The 16,688-nt window shown below is 58.1% G+C and carries 16 protein-coding genes; 6 read left to right on the top strand and 10 right to left on the bottom strand.

Going from position 1 to position 16,688, the window contains the following annotated elements:
* Nucleotide 1: 1 nt before the first annotated feature.
* Nucleotides 2–796 carry a phosphonate ABC transporter ATP-binding protein gene (gene phnC / locus IE151_RS08220; protein WP_189489528.1) on the bottom strand — a complete coding sequence of 265 codons (795 nt, stop codon included), beginning with the start codon at nt 794–796 and terminating at the stop codon, nt 2–4.
* A 75-nt stretch (nt 797–871) separates the two neighbouring features.
* Nucleotides 872–1,762, bottom strand: coding sequence for a phosphate/phosphite/phosphonate ABC transporter substrate-binding protein (phnD, locus tag IE151_RS08225; protein ID WP_189489529.1), 891 nt, complete (start codon nt 1,760–1,762; stop codon nt 872–874).
* A 314-nt stretch (nt 1,763–2,076) separates the two neighbouring features.
* Between phnD and IE151_RS08230 the strand changes: the two genes are divergently transcribed.
* Complete coding sequence (locus IE151_RS08230) at nt 2,077–2,874, top strand: flagellin N-terminal helical domain-containing protein (protein ID WP_189489530.1); 798 nt, start codon at nt 2,077–2,079, stop codon at nt 2,872–2,874.
* A gap of 389 nt (nt 2,875–3,263) precedes the next feature.
* The gene (locus IE151_RS08235) at nt 3,264–4,655 is read left to right on the top strand and encodes a phosphomannomutase (protein WP_189489531.1); all 1,392 of its coding nucleotides are present in this window, start codon (nt 3,264–3,266) and stop codon (nt 4,653–4,655) included.
* Nucleotides 4,656–4,664: 9 nt separating this feature from the next.
* Here the strand turns inward: IE151_RS08235 and IE151_RS08240 are convergent, their stop codons facing one another.
* Nucleotides 4,665–5,348 carry a winged helix-turn-helix transcriptional regulator gene (locus IE151_RS08240; RefSeq protein ID WP_189489532.1) on the bottom strand — a complete coding sequence of 228 codons (684 nt, stop codon included), beginning with the start codon at nt 5,346–5,348 and terminating at the stop codon, nt 4,665–4,667.
* Between the two features lie 60 nt (nt 5,349–5,408).
* Between IE151_RS08240 and IE151_RS08245 the strand changes: the two genes are divergently transcribed.
* The 3 genes from IE151_RS08245 (at nt 5,409) to IE151_RS08255 (ending at nt 7,081) form a co-directional block, all read left to right on the top strand.
* Nucleotides 5,409–5,831 (top strand): VOC family protein, encoded by a 423-nt coding sequence (locus IE151_RS08245; RefSeq protein WP_189489533.1) that lies wholly within the window; start codon nt 5,409–5,411, stop codon nt 5,829–5,831.
* A gap of 21 nt (nt 5,832–5,852) precedes the next feature.
* Nucleotides 5,853–6,320 carry a VOC family protein gene (locus IE151_RS08250; protein WP_189489534.1) on the top strand — a complete coding sequence of 156 codons (468 nt, stop codon included), beginning with the start codon at nt 5,853–5,855 and terminating at the stop codon, nt 6,318–6,320.
* Between the two features lie 179 nt (nt 6,321–6,499).
* On the top strand, nt 6,500–7,081 hold the full coding sequence (locus IE151_RS08255) for a hypothetical protein (protein WP_189489535.1): 582 nt from the start codon (nt 6,500–6,502) through the stop codon (nt 7,079–7,081).
* 62 nt (nt 7,082–7,143) lie between these two features.
* On the opposite strand, the gene IE151_RS08260 is transcribed toward IE151_RS08255, so the two are convergent.
* From IE151_RS08260 to IE151_RS08290, 7 genes are all read right to left on the bottom strand, one after another.
* A complete protein-coding gene (locus tag IE151_RS08260; RefSeq protein WP_189489536.1) occupies nt 7,144–8,292 on the bottom strand; it encodes a Gfo/Idh/MocA family protein in 1,149 nt (382 codons plus the stop codon).
* Nucleotides 8,289–9,344 carry a sugar phosphate isomerase/epimerase family protein gene (locus tag IE151_RS08265; RefSeq protein WP_189489537.1) on the bottom strand — a complete coding sequence of 352 codons (1,056 nt, stop codon included), beginning with the start codon at nt 9,342–9,344 and terminating at the stop codon, nt 8,289–8,291. Before IE151_RS08265 ends, IE151_RS08260 begins: the two co-directional genes overlap by 4 nt.
* Before the next feature lie 75 nt (nt 9,345–9,419).
* Nucleotides 9,420–10,466 carry a LacI family DNA-binding transcriptional regulator gene (locus IE151_RS08270; RefSeq protein ID WP_189489538.1) on the bottom strand — a complete coding sequence of 349 codons (1,047 nt, stop codon included), beginning with the start codon at nt 10,464–10,466 and terminating at the stop codon, nt 9,420–9,422.
* A gap of 7 nt (nt 10,467–10,473) precedes the next feature.
* Nucleotides 10,474–11,457, bottom strand: coding sequence for an ABC transporter permease (locus IE151_RS08275; protein WP_189489539.1), 984 nt, complete (start codon nt 11,455–11,457; stop codon nt 10,474–10,476).
* 1 nt (nt 11,458) lies between these two features.
* On the bottom strand, nt 11,459–12,394 hold the full coding sequence (locus IE151_RS08280) for an ABC transporter permease (protein ID WP_189489540.1): 936 nt from the start codon (nt 12,392–12,394) through the stop codon (nt 11,459–11,461).
* Nucleotides 12,391–13,887: a sugar ABC transporter ATP-binding protein gene (locus IE151_RS08285; RefSeq protein WP_189489541.1), complete on the bottom strand. Its 1,497-nt coding sequence runs from the start codon at nt 13,885–13,887 to the stop codon at nt 12,391–12,393. Before IE151_RS08285 ends, IE151_RS08280 begins: the two co-directional genes overlap by 4 nt.
* Nucleotides 13,888–14,019: 132 nt before the next feature.
* Nucleotides 14,020–15,039 (bottom strand): substrate-binding domain-containing protein, encoded by a 1,020-nt coding sequence (locus IE151_RS08290; protein WP_189489542.1) that lies wholly within the window; start codon nt 15,037–15,039, stop codon nt 14,020–14,022.
* Nucleotides 15,040–15,236: 197 nt separating this feature from the next.
* On the opposite strand from IE151_RS08290, the gene purU reads away from it, so the two are divergent.
* Nucleotides 15,237–16,121 carry a formyltetrahydrofolate deformylase gene (purU, locus tag IE151_RS08295; RefSeq protein WP_189489543.1) on the top strand — a complete coding sequence of 295 codons (885 nt, stop codon included), beginning with the start codon at nt 15,237–15,239 and terminating at the stop codon, nt 16,119–16,121.
* Nucleotides 16,122–16,688: the final 567 nt, after the last annotated feature.

Raw genomic sequence — 16,688 nt, forward strand, 5'->3', positions numbered from 1 at the left:
CTCATGCCTCCGCGGGTTCGAGTGAGGGGGCACGAAGAGGCAGGGCATCGACCCGCGCCTGACCGTGATACAGCTCGTTCAGTTCGTCACGCGAGAAGCTTTTGCCGGGTCCGTCGAGATGAACCTTGCCGGCCTTCATGCCGACGATCCGCTGGCCGAACTCGATGGCAAGGTCGAGCTGATGCAGCGTACAAAGCACCGTGAGGCCGCGCTCGCTGACGACCTCCCAGAGCAACTCAAGCACTTCGCGCCCGGCCTTCGGATCGAGACTCGCAATGGGTTCGTCGGCAATCACGATGGCCGGATCCTGCATCAGCATACGGGCTATCGCTACGCGCTGTTGTTGACCGCCGGAAAGCTGCGAGGCCCGGAAGGCCGCCTTGTCGGCCAGGCCGACGCGTTCAAGACAGGCCATTGCGCGGTCGCGTTCGGCGGCTGGCGCCAGAAGATTGAGCGAGCCGGCCCAGGACCGCCTTCCCAGCGCGCCGAAAAGTACGTTCTGGAACACGCTGATATTAGGCACGAGGTTGAACTGCTGAAAGACGTAGCCGACGTGCCGGCGTAGATCGCGCAGCCCCTTGCCGTGCAATGTCTCAGTGGCCTGGCCTTCTATGGTGATCGTGCCTCTGTCATGCGTTTCCAGCCGGTTGAGGCACCGCATGAAGGTGGATTTGCCGCAACCATTGGCGCCAAGCAATACAACGCCCTCACCGGATCGAATGGAAAGGTCTATGCCGCGCAGCACATGCAGCGCGCCAAAATATTTCTGAACACCCTTCGCTTCAATGGCGAGCATCTTTATCCCCTTATGGAGAAACCGGCCGCAAGATCGCTCCTGCGTCCGGTCGTTTGTATGAAAGCCTAATGCCGCTTAGTTCAGCGGGATTCTGGCTGCGGCATAGGCCTGTCGCACGATGTCGTAGTCGGCGGGCGTCAGGTCGAAGGTCAGGCTGGCATCCTTGTCGAGGAACTTGTCCTGATTTTCCGGTGTCTCGATGAGAGCGGCCCAGAGCGCATCCTTGTTGGCTTCGAGTGTGGCCCGGAGCGCAGTTTTGCATTCGGCAGGCAGACCGGCACGCAGGATGACCGGATCGCCCGGCAGGATTTCCGACTTAGCGATGGTTCGGTACTTGCCGTTCGGATCGAGCTCGGCAATGTCTTCAATGTCCGAATTGCCCCCGCCGAGCACGTCCACATCGCCATTGACAAGGGCTGCCGCACGAACATCGCCTGCCATGACGATCTGGAGATCCTTGTCCATGTCATAGCCGGCTTCAACGAGCATCTGGCTCGGGAAGATGTGGCCGGAAGTCGAACCGACGTCCTTGAGCGCGACTTTCTTGCCCTTGATATCGGCAAGTGACTGGATCGGGCTCTCGTCCTTGACGAAGAAGCTGGTGCCGTAATGCGGGCGCAGGATTGCGAAGAGGATTTCCGGCTTCTCTTCCTTCAGCATGTCGGAGAAGAGAACGAATTCCGACGGGCCGGCAAAAACGAGATCGACTTCGCCGAATTGAAGTGCGGTGCCAGCCGCGGTGCGGTTGGACAGGCCGTAGAGCGCGATCTTCACGCCGGCGATTTCCTCAAACTTCCTGGCGAACGGGCCGAAAGACTCTTCAAGGCCGGACATGCCTTCAATGCCGGTATCAGCCATTTTCAGGGTAGCTGGACAGACATCTTTCGGAGCCTGTGCAAGCGCCGGGCCGGCAAAAAGAGCGGTGGTTGCAGCAAGTGCCGCTGCAAGGGTGATTTTCTTCAGCATGGATTTCCCCCGAAATCGAAGAGTGAGTTCAGTTCGTTTTTCACGCCTATGTTACGGGGATATGTCAGCTTGCCGGGGATGGATGAAAGAATGGTGGCATTAACCGTTTTGTGAATGAGCAGTGGATGCGCAGCAAATCTGAGGAGGTTCTCTATAAATTCGTGCTAATTTAATATTTACGTAACAATTGGACCCTAAATCTGGGTTCATGCAGAGTGGGAGTCAGATGCAAAGCGCTGACAGGCATGACGCCGCCTCGCTCTCCCGGCAGCCCGGGATGATCAAGCAAACTGATCATTAAAGGATATGCTCCCATGGCGAGCCTTCTTACCAACGCTTCCGCAATGACCGCTCTTCAGACGCTGAAGAACACCAACAGCAATCTCGCTACGACCCAGAATCGCATCGCCACCGGCGAACGCGTTTCGACGGCTTCGGACAATGCTGCTTACTGGTCGATCGCTACCTCGATGAAGGCACAGAGCTCCACGATCAGCGCTGCGCAGGACACGCTCGGCGTCGGCAAGGCTGTTGTTGACGTTGCTGTCACCGGTCTCGAAGAAGCTATCAAGCTCGGCACGCAGATTCAGGCAAAACTCGCTACGCTCGGCACGCCCGGCGTTGATGACGCCATCATCAATGACGATGTTGCTCAGCTGAGCCAGCAGATCGTTGACATTGCGAAGTCTGCATCGTTCGAAGGCATCAACCTTCTCTCGGCCGCAGGTACTGACGTGACGATCACGACCGGTTACACCTCTGCTGCTGGCGGTGGTACGGCTGGCCTGAACACCCTCGACGTTGCCAAGTACGACCTTGAAACTGCTTTCGGTACCGCACCGGCTGACGCAGTGGCTGCGGAAGTTCTCGTAACGGCAATGCGTGAAGCTGCTGCTACCTTCGGTTCGGCGGCAAGCCGCATCGAATCGCAGTCGTCCTTCAACTCCAAGCTGATCGACGCAATCGACCGTGGTGTTGGCCAGCTCGTCGACGCTGACATGAACGCTGAATCTGCTCGTCTGTCGGCTCTTCAGACCCAGCAGCAGCTCGGCATCCAGGCGCTTTCGATCGCCAACTCCTCCTCGCAGAACATCCTGTCGCTCTTCCGTTAATCGGAACCGGCTGATTTCTGAAAACCCGTCGCCTCGACAAGAGGCGGCGGGTTTTTTATTGCGCTTCACGCATATGAAAAGGGTCGCGATTATCATCACGACCCTTCCTCAGAAACTCAGGCTGTCAAACAAACCCGGCTACGCAAATCTATTCGCGCAACCCAAAAGAAAGCGTTCAGCGCGAGGTTTGCCCCACACGTAATACCGCCTTTCCAAAGCTCGTGACTGCTGAAATCTGATGAGACATTGGATCACCTCCTTTCGATGGTTGCCGATTACATTAATGTGGGGCCGAATCACTTCGCTGACAAGCCCCAGTTTCGGGGGGCGAAAGAACTTGCATTTGCCGCCCCGCAACGATTGAGTGCCGGCAACACTACGAGGTTTTCATGAGCAGTCTGAAATTTGGCACCAGCGGTTTGCGCGGCCTGGTCAGCGATCTGACGGATGACGTTTGCGCGGCGTATACGCACGCCTTTCTCGCGCACATGCAGACAAAGGGCGATCTGGCCTCTGTTCTGCTCGTTGGTCATGACCTGCGTTCATCCAGTCCGCGCATCGCGCAGGCCTGCATGAAAGCGGCGCTCAGCCTCGGTATCGAAGTCGAAAATTGCGGTGTTTTGCCGACCCCGGCGCTTGCTCTGCGAGCGATGAGCCGGAAGGCGTTCGCTCTCATGGTGACGGGAAGCCATATTCCGGACGACCGTAACGGCCTGAAATTCTACCGTCCGGACGGGGAGATCGACAAGGAGGATGAGAAGGGCATTCTCACGCATTTCGACAGAGGCGGCTGCGCCATGTCTCCCAATGCGATACCGGAGACGAGTACAGATGCCTATGATGCATATTTCGCACGCTGCGCCTCCATATTGCCTTCAGGTGCTTTGAGCGGCAAGAGGATCGGTGTCTACCAACATAGCTCCGCAGCGCGCGATCTGATGATGAAGCTGATAGAAGCGCTTGGCGGTAAGGCGATCGGAGTGGCGCGGTCGGAAGTTTTTGTGCCCGTCGATACCGAAGCCTTGCGGCTTGAAGATGTCGCACTAGCGAAGGCAGCGGCGCAAGAGCTTATGCTCGACGCGTTGATCTCCACCGATGGTGATGCGGACCGCCCGCTGGTGGCCGACGAGCGCGGTATTTTCCTGCGCGGCGACACGGTGGGGCTCTTGACCGCGCGCTTCGTGCAGGCCGATGCCGTAGCGACGCCTGTTACCTCCAGCACCGCCGCGGAATTGAGCGGTTTCTTCGCTCATGTGCATCGCTGCCGGGTGGGTTCGCCCTATGTGATCGCGGCTATGGAGGAGACGAAGCGGCAAGGCGCCACGGTCATTGTTGGTTACGAGGCCAATGGCGGCGTGCTGCTCGGATCGCCCTGGGGGACGATTTCTGCCTTGCCGACGCGCGACGCAATGCTGCCTATCCTGGCAGTGCTTGGTCTGGCGGCTGCACGTGGCGCCACGGTTTCCGAGTTGATGGCGGAACTACCGGGACGTTTTACAGCGAGCGGTCGCATTGAGCATGTAGATGCATCACTTAGCGGCCCCTTCCTTGCTGCACTAGCGAATGCCGGACATGCGCAGCATTATTTCGCCGAGCTGGGCAAGGTGCACGAGGCCGATGCCATCGACGGGCAGCGCTTCATGCTTGAGGGAGGCGATGTAATTCACTACCGCGCTTCCGGCAATGCACCCGAGCTGCGCTGCTATGTGGAAGCAGAGAGCCAAGAGCGGGCGCAAGAAGTGCTCCAATGGGGGCTAACGAAAGCAGCGAGGGCTCTTTAGTCGCATCTCCTATGCTTTTGCCGGTAGCGGGAAGAACCCGACAAATTTTTCAGCGGCAAGCATGTCGCCTTCGATTGTCAGGCCGCTCGCCGGATCCGCTGGATCAAGCCCGCCATAGATCCAGCCAGCGACAGCGCGCGCGGAACCGATAGCCGAAAAATCCACCTCTTCATACGAACCATGACTGAATTCAACGCCGGGGGGGGAGACGTCCAGGCGGTAGTTCTCATCGTCGAGATGCAGGTTGATGCGGGCTGAAAAGCCTTTAGCGCTTTCCGACGAAAACATCGTGCGCAGTGACAATAATAGCGAGGCATTGCTGAAGGGCGCAGTCGGGTCGTGAAACGGCGAGCGCGCTGCCCAGCGCCCCAGGGCCTGGAAGATCGGCTCCGTCTGATAGCCCCAGGCGGTCAGTTCGTACACTTGCACTGAAGCCGGTTTCGCGAGCTTGCGGCGGACGAGAATGCCCGTTTCTTCGAGACCATCAAGGCGTTGGGTCAGAACATTAGCGCTGATACCGGGGAGGGCGGCTCGCAAGTCGCTGAACCGCTTGGCACCGGTCATGAGTTCGCGCACGACAAGCAGAGACCAGCGTTCGCCGAGCAGATCGAGTGCGTGAGCAGCGGCGCAAGCGTCGTCGTATCGGCGCTTGGACGGGCCGCTTTTCTCTTCAGTTATTTTTTCTAACTTCATAGTTGCTTTTTATAATCTCGTGCAGCATGATGGTCAATAGGCAGGACCGAGGAGGAATAAATGTCCAAGCTTATTTTCGTCAATTTGCCCGTTACCGATCTCAATCGTTCGATTGCTTTCTACGAGGGCGTCGGCGCGCAGAAGAACCCGCAGTTTAGCGATGATACCGCTGCATGCATGGTCATCTCCGAGACAATCCACGTGATGATCCTGACGCATGACAAGTTCCGTCAGTTTACGTCGCTGCCGATCGCTGATGCCCACAAGACCTGCCAGGTTCTTCTCTGCCTTTCGGAGAACAGCCGTGAGGAAGTCGACAAGACCGTGGATGGTGCTGCAAAGGCCGGTGGTCGTGCCGATCCCAATCCGCAGCAGGATTATGGCTTCATGTATGGAAGAAGTTTCTCCGATCCGGACGGCCATATCTGGGAAGTCATGTACATGGACATGGCTGCCGCGCAAAAGGCGTTTGCAGCAGAATAACAACCGTGAGGGAGGAAAATCATGTCGAAGATTTCACCATGCCTCTGGTTCGACAACAATGCGATGGAGGCGGCAGAGTTCTATGTCGATGTCTTCCGGCGTTGCGGACAGCAGGCGTCGATTGGCGACACGCTGCGTACGGGACCAGATGACAAACTTCTGGTCGTGGACTTCACCCTCGCCGGAACAAGCTATATCGGGCTGAATGGTGGGCCGCATTTCAAGTTCAACGAGGCGGTGTCGCTGTCGATTTCATGCGAGGATCAACAGGAAGTCGACGCGTTTTGGAGTGCGCTTCTGGAAGGCGGAAAGCCGTCGCAATGCGGTTGGTTGACCGACCGTTTTGGTCTGTCCTGGCAGGTCGTGCCCAGACGGCTGATGGAATTGCACCACGATCCGGACCCAGCGCGCCGCGCACGTGTGATGGATGCGATGATGAAAATGGTGAAGCTCGACATTGCGGTTCTGGAGGCGGCGGCAGCGGGCTGATCGCGCCCCGCCTTTCGCTTATTTACAGCGCCAGTAATATTCTCTGACGCTCAGCGATTAACTTACGCGAAATCTATTTTCAATATTCGGAGACGGCTCTTTATTATTATTTTTATACCTAAGGTATTGCGGTGAATAGAATAGAATCCGGAGATATTCTTCTTGCACGAAATAACAATATGCTGGGAAATCCTGTCGTCTGGGGGCAGGCGCTTGCTCGCGGACCGTCCAGTTCATCGATCGTGCATGCTGCCATTGCGATATCCGGCACACGGATGATCGAGCTGTACGGAGGTGGTCTTGAAAACAACCGCATAGGCTCCTGTCCGGCCACATTAGAGATTTTTCGCTGCGAGGCTGCTCATCTGGCTCTCATGGCAGCAAGACACGCTTACGAGATCCTCGTGGAAACTAACAGGGTCCGGTATGCGGAACAAAAGGAACGGCTCACGTTCCGCACCATGGGGCCGAAGGGATGTCTTCTGGGACTTTTCTCGCGAATGCCTTTGAGAGGTCACGCCAGAACCCTGGAAATCGCACGGAGAATTAACGAGGAAGGGTACAGCTTCTATTGCTCGAGCTTCGTCGCATTTTGCTACCAGATCGCGCTGGCCAAGGTTCAGTATGACAGGTTCGGCTTGTCCGACGAACTGGAACGGGTCTTCAAACGCGAGCATCACGGATATAATCCATCGCGTCTCTATGACAAGCTTGCCCGCAGCTTTGCCTTCACGAAGATCGGTACGAATATCTATCGGTAGTGCCGTCGCTCCTGTTGACAGCCTATGAGATGGGGAGGCACGCGGATGCCTTCCCCATCAATCTAGCGCTCGATCTCCGTCCACACTGCTCCATTCCTGCTGGATCGGATGGCAGCTTCGATGAAGGCAAGCCCTTCTATGCCATCCTTGATGGAGGGGTAGATCACGGCAGCATCGGGATAAGCCCCTGTACGGGCCGCAATGATGGCATTGGCTGCTTCTCGGTAGATCGTGGCAAACCCTTCCAGATAGCCCTCGGGATGGCCGGAGGGGACGCGAGAGACGCGTGTCGAGGCGGCAAGCGCACCCGAGCCATTGCGGGTAAGCGTCTGCATCGGCTTGCCATAGGAGGTGTAGCGCAGTTCATTGACGCGTTCATGGTTCCACTCGAGGCCGCCCTTGTCTCCGTAGATGCGGAGAGCCAGATGGTTCTCGTTGCCGACTGCGACCTGACTGGCCCAGAGCATGCCTTTGGCACCGTTTTCATAGCGCAGCAGGATGTTGGCGCTGTCATCCAGAACGCGGCCCTCGACGAATGAGGAGAGATCGGCCAGCAGGGATGAGGGCGTTTCACCGGTAACGAAAGTGGCAATATTATAAGCGTGCGTCCCGATATCGCCGATGGCACCGCCGCTGCCAGCCCGCGCCGGATCGGTGCGCCACTCGGCTCCCTTGGCACCTTGCTTTTCGACTGCCTGGCTAAGCCAATCCTGCGCATACTCGACGTGGACGTGACGAAGCTTGCCGAGCAGGCCGTCCTGCACCATGGCGCGCATCTGCCGCACCATAGGGTATCCGGTATAATTATGCGTCAGCACGAAAAGCCTGCCGCTATCAGCAATTGCTTTCTGCAGGGCTTTGGCTTCTGCCAGCGTTGTCGTGACCGGTTTGTCGCAAATTACGTGGATTCCCGCCTTGAGGAACGCCAGCGTCGGCTCGTAATGCAAATGGTTTGGTGTGACGATCGATACCGCCTCGATGCTATCCTCTCGCGCAGCTTCCTTTTCCGCCATCTCTGTGAAGTTTGCATAGGAACGCTCAGGCGCCACGTGCAGCTCCGCGGCAGAGGCGTCGCCGCGCTCGGGGTTGGACGAGAAGGAGCCGGCGACCAGTTCGTAACGGTCGTCGAGACGCGCGGCGATGCGATGGACGGCGCCGATGAAGCCGCCCTGACCACCGCCAACCATGCCGAGACGAATGCGCTTATTCATGCTGATAGCCCCAGTGCCTTGCGATTGGCTGCCTCGTCCATTCCGGCCTGTACGAAATCATCGAAGGCGTGCGGGGTGACGCGAATAAGATGATCGGCAATGAACTTGGCGCCTTCACGTGCGCCATCTTCCGGATGCTTGAGCGCACATTCCCATTCAAGCACGGCCCAGCCCTCGAAATCATATTGTGTGAGCTTGGAGAACATCGCCTTGAAATCGACCTGTCCGTCGCCGAGCGACCGGAAGCGGCCGGGACGGTCGACCCAGCTCTGGAAGCCGCCATAGACGCCGCTGCGGCCCGTAGGGCGAAATTCCGCGTCCTTCACATGCATGGCTTTGATGCGCTCGTGGTAGATGTCGATCATTGCCAGATAGTCGAGCGCCTGAATAATATGGTGCGACGGATCGTAAAGCATATTGGCACGCGGGTGATTATTCACCGCTTCGAGGAAGCGCTCAAAGGTGGCGCCGTCATGCAGATCTTCGCCAGCGTGCAACTCGTAAGCGAGATCGACGCCCGATTCATCGAACGCGTCGAGGATCGGCGTCCAGCGTCTGGAAAGTTCCTCAAAGGCGGTTTCTATCAGGCCTGCCGGGCGCTGTGGCCACGGATAGACAAAAGGCCAGGCGAGTGCGCCGGAGAAGGTGGCATGGGCTTTCAGGCCAAGATACTCGGACGCCTTGGCGGCGTGCTTGAGCTGCTGGACGGCCCACTCCTGGCGGGCTTTTGGATTGCCGCGCAGCGCTTCCGGCGCAAAGCTGTCGAACATCGTGTCATAGGTCGGGTGAACGGCGACGAGCTGACCCTGCAAATGGGTGGAAAGCTCCGTAATCTCAATGCCGTGGCTGGCCAGCATGCCCTTGATATCGTCACAATAGGTCTTCGATGTGCCGGCCTTTTCCAGATCGAAGAGCTGCGGATTGGTCGGAATCTGCACGCCCTTGAATCCGAGCGACGCCGCCCATCTGGCGAGGTTTTCGAGCGTGTCGAAAGGCGGTTCGGAACCGGCGAACTGCGCCAGGAAAATGGCGGGACCCTTGATCGTCTTCATGGATTCTTCTCCTGTAGAGCGTTAGAGCGCCGAGCGTCCTGCCGCATGCACGAGAGGCGCCCTATGTTTTCAAATCTATGCATCGCGTTTTCCGGCGATCGATCCCGCTTTTCGGGCCGATGCGGAAGCGACGGAGCCGCGCAAGATAAGCTCGGTAGGCAAGAGGACGTCGGCAGGGCGCGTATTGCCGGATAGCAGCTCGATCATCATGCGCATGGCGTGTCGGCCAAGTTCGCGGCGCGGCTGACGCACGGTGGAAAGCGGCGGTTCGAAAGCATTGGCAAAGAGGATATCATCGAAGCCGATGACGGATATGTCCTGAGGAACCGAAAGGCCGCGGGAGCGCAACGCTGCAATTGCACCGATTGCCATCTGGTCGCTCGATGCAAAGACGGCGCTGAACGTCTTGCCACGTGCAAACAACGCTTCAATTCCCTGGCGACCGGCTTCGATGCTGTAATCGCCAGCCTCGACAAGCGATGGGTCGAACGAAATTCCAGCTTCGGCCAGCGCTGTGCGATAGCCGGCAAGACGATCGCTGGCAAGTTGCTCGGGCAGGGGACCGGCAAGATGCACTATCGCATGATGGCCTTGCGCGATCAGATGCGCGACGGCGCCCTTGGCGGCCGCGACGTTGTTGACCTTGACGCTTGGCAGATCAAGGCCTTCGAAGGTTTCGGAGGCCATGACGATGGGCGGAAGGTTCTTTAGTTCGACCAACTCTTCCGGATATCGCCCGATCATGAGGATGAGTCCATCGGCGTGGCGTTCGCGTACCATGTCGATATGGTTGGCAACGCGGGTTGCATCCCCGCGTGCATCACCCATAAGGACTTTATATCCCGCAGCACTCGCTTCTTCCTCGACGGCACGATAAATTTCCAGGTAAAATGGGTTGGCGATATCGCGCACCAGCAAAATGACGGTTCGATTGGACCGTTGGCGAAAACTTCGGGCCTGTGCATTGGGCACGAAATTCAGCGCCTCGACTGCCTTCATAACCTTTTCGCGCGTCGTTTCACGCACCTTGTTCGGCTCGGCGAGTGTACGCGACACCGTGGCGGTCGAAACGCCCGCCATGGCTGCCACTTCGCGAATATTGGGTGCCGAATGCCGGGTCATGATCGTTTCAGACCCGCAGCTTCTTCTGTCGACCGTAAAGCAGCATCAACGCCAGAAGCGTCGCGCCGAAGATGACCTGACGTGCCCATACGTCCATCTGGAGCGTGATCAGAACGCTTTGCAGAAGCGTGAGTGCCACCGCACCAGCCATCGTCCCGAGATAGCCTCCCATGCCGCCCGCGAGCGAGGTGCCGCCGATGACCACCGCAATGATCGACGGTAGCACGTACTGATCCCCGACGGAGATGAAGGAGGTACCGGTATAACCGATCACGCAAAGACCGGTAAGGCCAGCGAAAAGACCAGAGAGGCCGTAAAGCAAGGTGCGCACGAACGGCACGGGGACACCTGTGAGATAAGCGGCGCGTTCATTGGAGCCGATGGCATAGACCGAATAACCGAAGGCGGTGCGGCGCAGGACGAAAAGCATGACGAGCGCAATCAGCACCCAGACGATCAGGATGCCGGGCACCCCCAGGGCAAGCGGCCGGTTGATGAAGCTGGAGAGCAAAGGTGCGGCGTTACCGGAAGGTACGCCGCGCGAATAGACGACGAGGCCACCCTGGATCACTGCTGTCATGCCGAGTGTCATCACCAGCGGCGGGATACGCAGGAACGTGACGCCGAGGCCGTTGACGATGCCTATGAGGAAAGGAACGCCAGCGGCGACGAGAATGGCCAGCGGAATACCGGTGTTCTGGCCGGCCATCATGTTGCCGGCAAGAACGGCACCGAGCGAAATCATCGCGCCGACGGAGAGGTCGATGCCTTCGCGCCCACCCAGGATGACAAGATTCTGGCCAGCGGCCACAATCCCGAGAATAGCTGCGACCGTGAGGAGGCGCACTATCTGATCGCCCCGCGCAAAACCGGGCGACAACAACTCGCCGACGATAAGAAGCGCGATAGAAGCGCCGATGGCAAGCGTCAGCGGATCGGTAAGAAAGGCGCGTATTTTCATCGGGGAAACCTGAACCGATTGGATCGACATGTTAGCGCCTCGTCACGAATACGCCGCCTGCAAGGGCCGCAAGTACGATCAGACCCTGCACAAGCGTCTGATATTCGAAAGGAAGTCCGGCAAAGAAGATGACGTTGCCGATCATGCCGAGCACCAATGCACCGAACAGCGATCCAAGCGGCGTGCCAAAACCGCCGGAAAGGGCAGTGCCTCCGAGCACGACCGCAGAAACCGACGAGAGCGTCAGCGCCGGGCCAAGCAGAGGATCGCCCGACGCGGTTTCGCCGACCAGGCAGAGAGCCGCCAGGCTCGCAAAAATACCTGATATGACATAGGCGCCGATACGGATCGCGCCTGAACGCAAGCCTGTCTGGAAGGCCCCGGTGCGGTTCCCCCCGACCGCCAGCAGATGCGCGTGGAAGACAGTGCGGGTTGCGATCAGCGTGAAGATGAGACCGGTGAGGAAAATCCAGAGGACTGTGGGCAAACCCAGCAGGAAGCCCGAATAGCCCATCCAGTAAGCTTCTGGAACGCCGAGGCCGGCCTGAGGCAGGACCCAGATCGCGAGGCCGGAGAAGATGATGCCGGTGGCGAATGTCGTAACGATGGGCTGGAAGCGCAGCACCGCGACAAAAAAGCCGTTGAGAAGGCCGCAGGCCGCGCCGACAAGGACGCCCGCGCCCATACCGATCAACATTGCCGTGCCGCTGTCGCCCATTGCGGTGATGACGGTAACGACCGTGACATTGACCAGCGCGACAACGGCTCCGATTGAGAGATCAATATCAGCGGCCAGGATCACATAGGTCTGGCCAATGGCAACGAGCACCAGCGGGAGGAAGGTCGTCAGGTTGGATTGCAGCGCGCCGGGCGTGAGGAAGCTCGGCTGCAAGTATGTGTTAACGGCCAGAAGCACGGCGAGCACCGCAAGGGTGATTAGAAAAGGTTGCTGGCGAAGCGTGCTCATGCGGCTTCTCCGTAGGCTGCGCGGGTGAGATTGAGCGCATTGATGCGCTCGCCGGAAAGCTCTGCTGCGATGCGCCCGCCATTGAAGACAAGGACACGATCTGCATAGTCCAGCACTTCCGAATCTTCCGACGAATAGAACAGGATTATGGCGCCAGCATCGGCCAGATCACGCATCAGGCGGAACAGATCAGCTTTGGCGCCGAGATCGATGCCCTTGGTAGGATCGTCGAGCAGCAGCACCCTGGGCTGTGTGGCCAGCCAGCGGGCGATGAATATTTTTTGCTGATTACCGCCTGAAAGCGTGCCGATAGGATCATCGATCGCGCCATATTTCGTCTTCAAGCTGGCGCTGACTTTCTCGACGCGGGGCTTCAGGCTCGATGGCGACACGATCTTCTTGCCTTCGCGCACGGTGAGCGCGGCAATCAGGTTTTCAAAAATAGAGCGGCCCTGCAATGCGGCGTCTCTGGCGCGATCGCCTGACACATAGGCAAACCCGTTGCGCACAGCCTGGCCAGGACGCGCAAGGACGATTTTCTTGCCCTCGAATGCTATGCTGCCGCTTGAGAAGGGGAGGGAGCCGAACAGGCCCTGCAGAACCGCCGATTGACCCTGGCCTTGCAAGCCGGCAAGGCCGACGATCTCGCCCTTGCGCGCCTCAAAGGAGATGCCGCGCACGCGTGCATTGGAAACCTCCAACAAGCGAAGGGCAACATCCCCCTCGACTTCCCCGGTGCGCGACGGCGGGGCATCATGGGCCAGTTGCCCGATCATGTGCCCGACCACTATATCGCGCGTCGTCTCTGCGGCATTGAGCGCTGCCACCGTGGCGCCGTTGCGCATGACGGTGATGCGGTCACATACGGCGAAGACCTCGTCGAGACGGTGTGAAATCATGATGGTGGAGACGCCCTGGGCGCGTTTCTCGCGCAGGATCCCGAACAGGCGCTCTGACTGGCGGCCATCAAGAGCTGCGGTCGCCTCGTCCATGATCATGATGCGCGGGTCCTGGGCAAAGACTTTAAGAATTTCGACGAGCTGTCGCTGATCCGGCGACAACGTTCCGACAATTGCCCGTGGGGTCAGTTCCTTGCCGCAGACGCCAGAAAAGAGTGAAATCAGTTCCTCCGCCTTCTGGTTCAGCGCCTGGCGATCAATGAAGATGCCGCGCTTCGGCTCGCGGCCGAGAAAGATGTTGGCGGCAACGGAGAGCTGGGGCACGAGGCTCAGCTCCTGATAGAAAAGCGCAATGCCCGCCCGTTCCGCATCTCGAGGCGAACGAAAGGCGCCCTGTGCGCCGGAAATCGTCAGCTTTCCCGAGGTGGGTGCGACGGCGCCGGCAATGATCTTGCACAGCGTGCTCTTGCCGCAACCATTCGCACCGAGCAGCGCGTGAATTTCGCCCGCCTCCAGTGTGAGATTGCCATCCGTCAGCGCTCGAACCGCGCCGAAATTCTTGGCGATTGCGCTTGCGTGAAGAGCCGGGGCCATAGGGTTTGTTCCACTCAACGCGACAATGCCGGACGCAAGACGGTCACTGGCATTGTTCAAAGATCAGGCGATTTGGCCTGCAAAGCGAAAGGACCTGCGCGACGAGCTTTCGCGCGCAGGTCGGGGCGAAGTTTACTTGAAGAACTCTTCAGCCTGTTCGGGCGTGACCGTTGCCGTCACCGACCAGTAGCCTGGCTTGTCCTTTGCCGCGTCGAGGTTCTGCGCCAGATTGTCATTATCGACGAAGGGGATCGGAATGTAGATGGCGTTGCCGTTCGGACCGCCGAACACATCATCCTTGAATTCCTTGCCCTGCAGCTTGAGAACCGCGACATTAAGCGCTGAGGCCATGACGCCGGGAGGATTGACCGATGCGCCGGAGTTCAGCTTCTTTTCCGCCCAGCGGGTCATGAAATCCTTGCGGATCTCGCCGGTAGCGGCGATCGAATCGGTCTTGCCTGCGGATTCGATGGCGCGCCAAGCACCGTCGGCCATGCCGTCCTGAACCCACACGCCATTGATATCGGGATAGGTGGCAAGAAGGTTCTGCATGGTCTGCTGGCCCTTGGCCTGGTCCCAATCGGCATTGGCTTCGTTGAGGATCTTGATATCCGGGTAATTTGCAAAGGCCGCCTTGTAGCCTTCGACGCGGGCCGTATTGGCGGGGTTGCCGGCAATGCCGTTAATGGTCACGACATTGCCCTTGCCCTCAAGGGCCTTGGCAAGCCATTCCGCCGATTGTTGTGCCCAGGCCTTCTGGTCGATGCCGACATAGATGGCATCCTTGGACTGAACTTCGGCATCGGTCGCGATGACGAGAATATTCTGCCGCGCGGCCTGCTGGAAAGCGGGCGAAAGCGCCGTCGGGCTGTTCGGGTTGATGATAATGGCATCAACGCCCTGATTGACGAAATTGCGAACGTGGGCGGCTTGGCCCTGCGCATCGACGTTAGCACTCTGGACAACGACTTCGACCTCGACGCCCTTCTCCTTCCAGGCTGCCGCCGCCGCCTGTGCCTCATCGATCATTTGCGTGCGCCATTCGGAGCCAACGAAGCCGTTTGACAAACCGATGGTGAATTTATTGTCCTGCGCATACGCGGCAGACGACAAGAAAACGGCCGCAGTGGCAGCCAAGATGAACTTTGACATGAATTCCTCCCTCGGGCCTCCTCAAGGCCCATGGACGTGAAATGTAACCGGTTACAAATCGGAGTCAACAGGCTTTTCTCGCCGCATATTTCAAGCTTTTGTGTCTGAGCATGACGCTTTCAGCAAAATGGTCTGGACTTTTGTTCGCGCGCCAAGCATCGAGGGCGCGCCGTACGATAAATTTTGGTTGAAGAAGCATGAGCAAAATCGTTCTCACCGTCGCCTGTCCCTCGCGCCGTGGCATTGTTGCCGCAATATCCGGTTACCTGGCGTCGAAGGGCTGCAACATTGTGGACAGTGCGCAGTTCGATGATTTCGACACGCATAATTTCTTCATGCGTGTGACCTTCGTCTCGGAGACCGGCGCAACCCTGCCGGAGCTGGAACAGGGTTTCTCACCGATTGCGCAGGAATTTGCGATGGAAGCGCAGTTTCATAGCCCTGACGTGCGCATGAAGGTGATCCTTATGGTCTCGCGCTTTGGCCATTGCCTCAACGATCTGCTCTACCGCTGGAAAATCGGCGCGCTGCCGATTGATATTGTGGGCGTCGTTTCCAATCATCTGGATTATCAGAAGCTCGTCGTGAACCACGATATCCCGTTCTTCTACGTGCCGGTCACCAAGACCAGCAAGGCACAGGCCGAAGCACAGCTCCTGAGCATCGTGGAGGAGACGAATGCGGAACTGATCGTGCTGGCGCGCTACATGCAAATCCTGTCGGAGACGCTGTGCGAAAAGATGTCTGGCCGCATCATCAATATTCATCACTCCTTCTTGCCGAGCTTCAAGGGAGCGAACCCCTACAAGCAGGCCTATGAGCGGGGCGTGAAGCTGATAGGCGCGACCGCGCATTACGTGACTGCCGATCTCGACGAGGGGCCAATCATCGAACAGGACATTGCCCGCATCACTCATGCGCAGAACGCGGAGGATTATATCTCGATCGGCCGCGATGTCGAAGCGCAGGTTCTTGCCCGCGCCATCCACGCGCATATCCACCACCGCGTGTTTCTCAACGGCCACCGGACGATCATATTTCCCGCAAGTGCTGGGGGGTATGCCTCGGAAAGGATGGGATAATTCTTCCAATATGGGAGCAGTTTACATGGCGACGCATGGTTAACGAAGCGTAGGAAGTTTCTGTAGATTAACGGGATTTCCGACGTGAACAGTTTCATCGAAAACTTTTTAGGTATTCAGGTTGCATTCGCACGGAGTGGGGGTTCACGCGGCGGTGGGTCTAAAGGTGGTGGGTCCAAAGGGGGAAACTCAAGGGGCGAGAGAGGACAAGAAGCACCAATAGAGCTTGATAGAATTACTATCGAGTCTTCGCCGCGAGGAGGCTATCACGATAGCTATTCGCAAGGTGACGGCAGATCATCTGGTGGATATGGGGGGAATGGCGCCGACCGCGGTGCTGTGAGAATAATCGGGCGGCCAAAGCCGGATGACTTTTATGAGAAGGAAACGAGAATAGGACGCCCCAGCCGGGACGACGGTCTTCCGTTTAAAGCTGATAAAACAAAGCCACTGTTGAAGGCTGCACCGGTTTCCCCAAGCTTGAAGCTTGCGAAGAAATCACCTGTTTCTATGCCTACCGTCAGCAATCCCCCGAAAGGCAGTTTGGTTGATCTGGCGACAAAAGCG

This window comes from Limoniibacter endophyticus, from assembly GCF_014652835.1.
GTDB classification, from domain to species: domain Bacteria; phylum Pseudomonadota; class Alphaproteobacteria; order Rhizobiales; family Rhizobiaceae; genus Limoniibacter; species Limoniibacter endophyticus.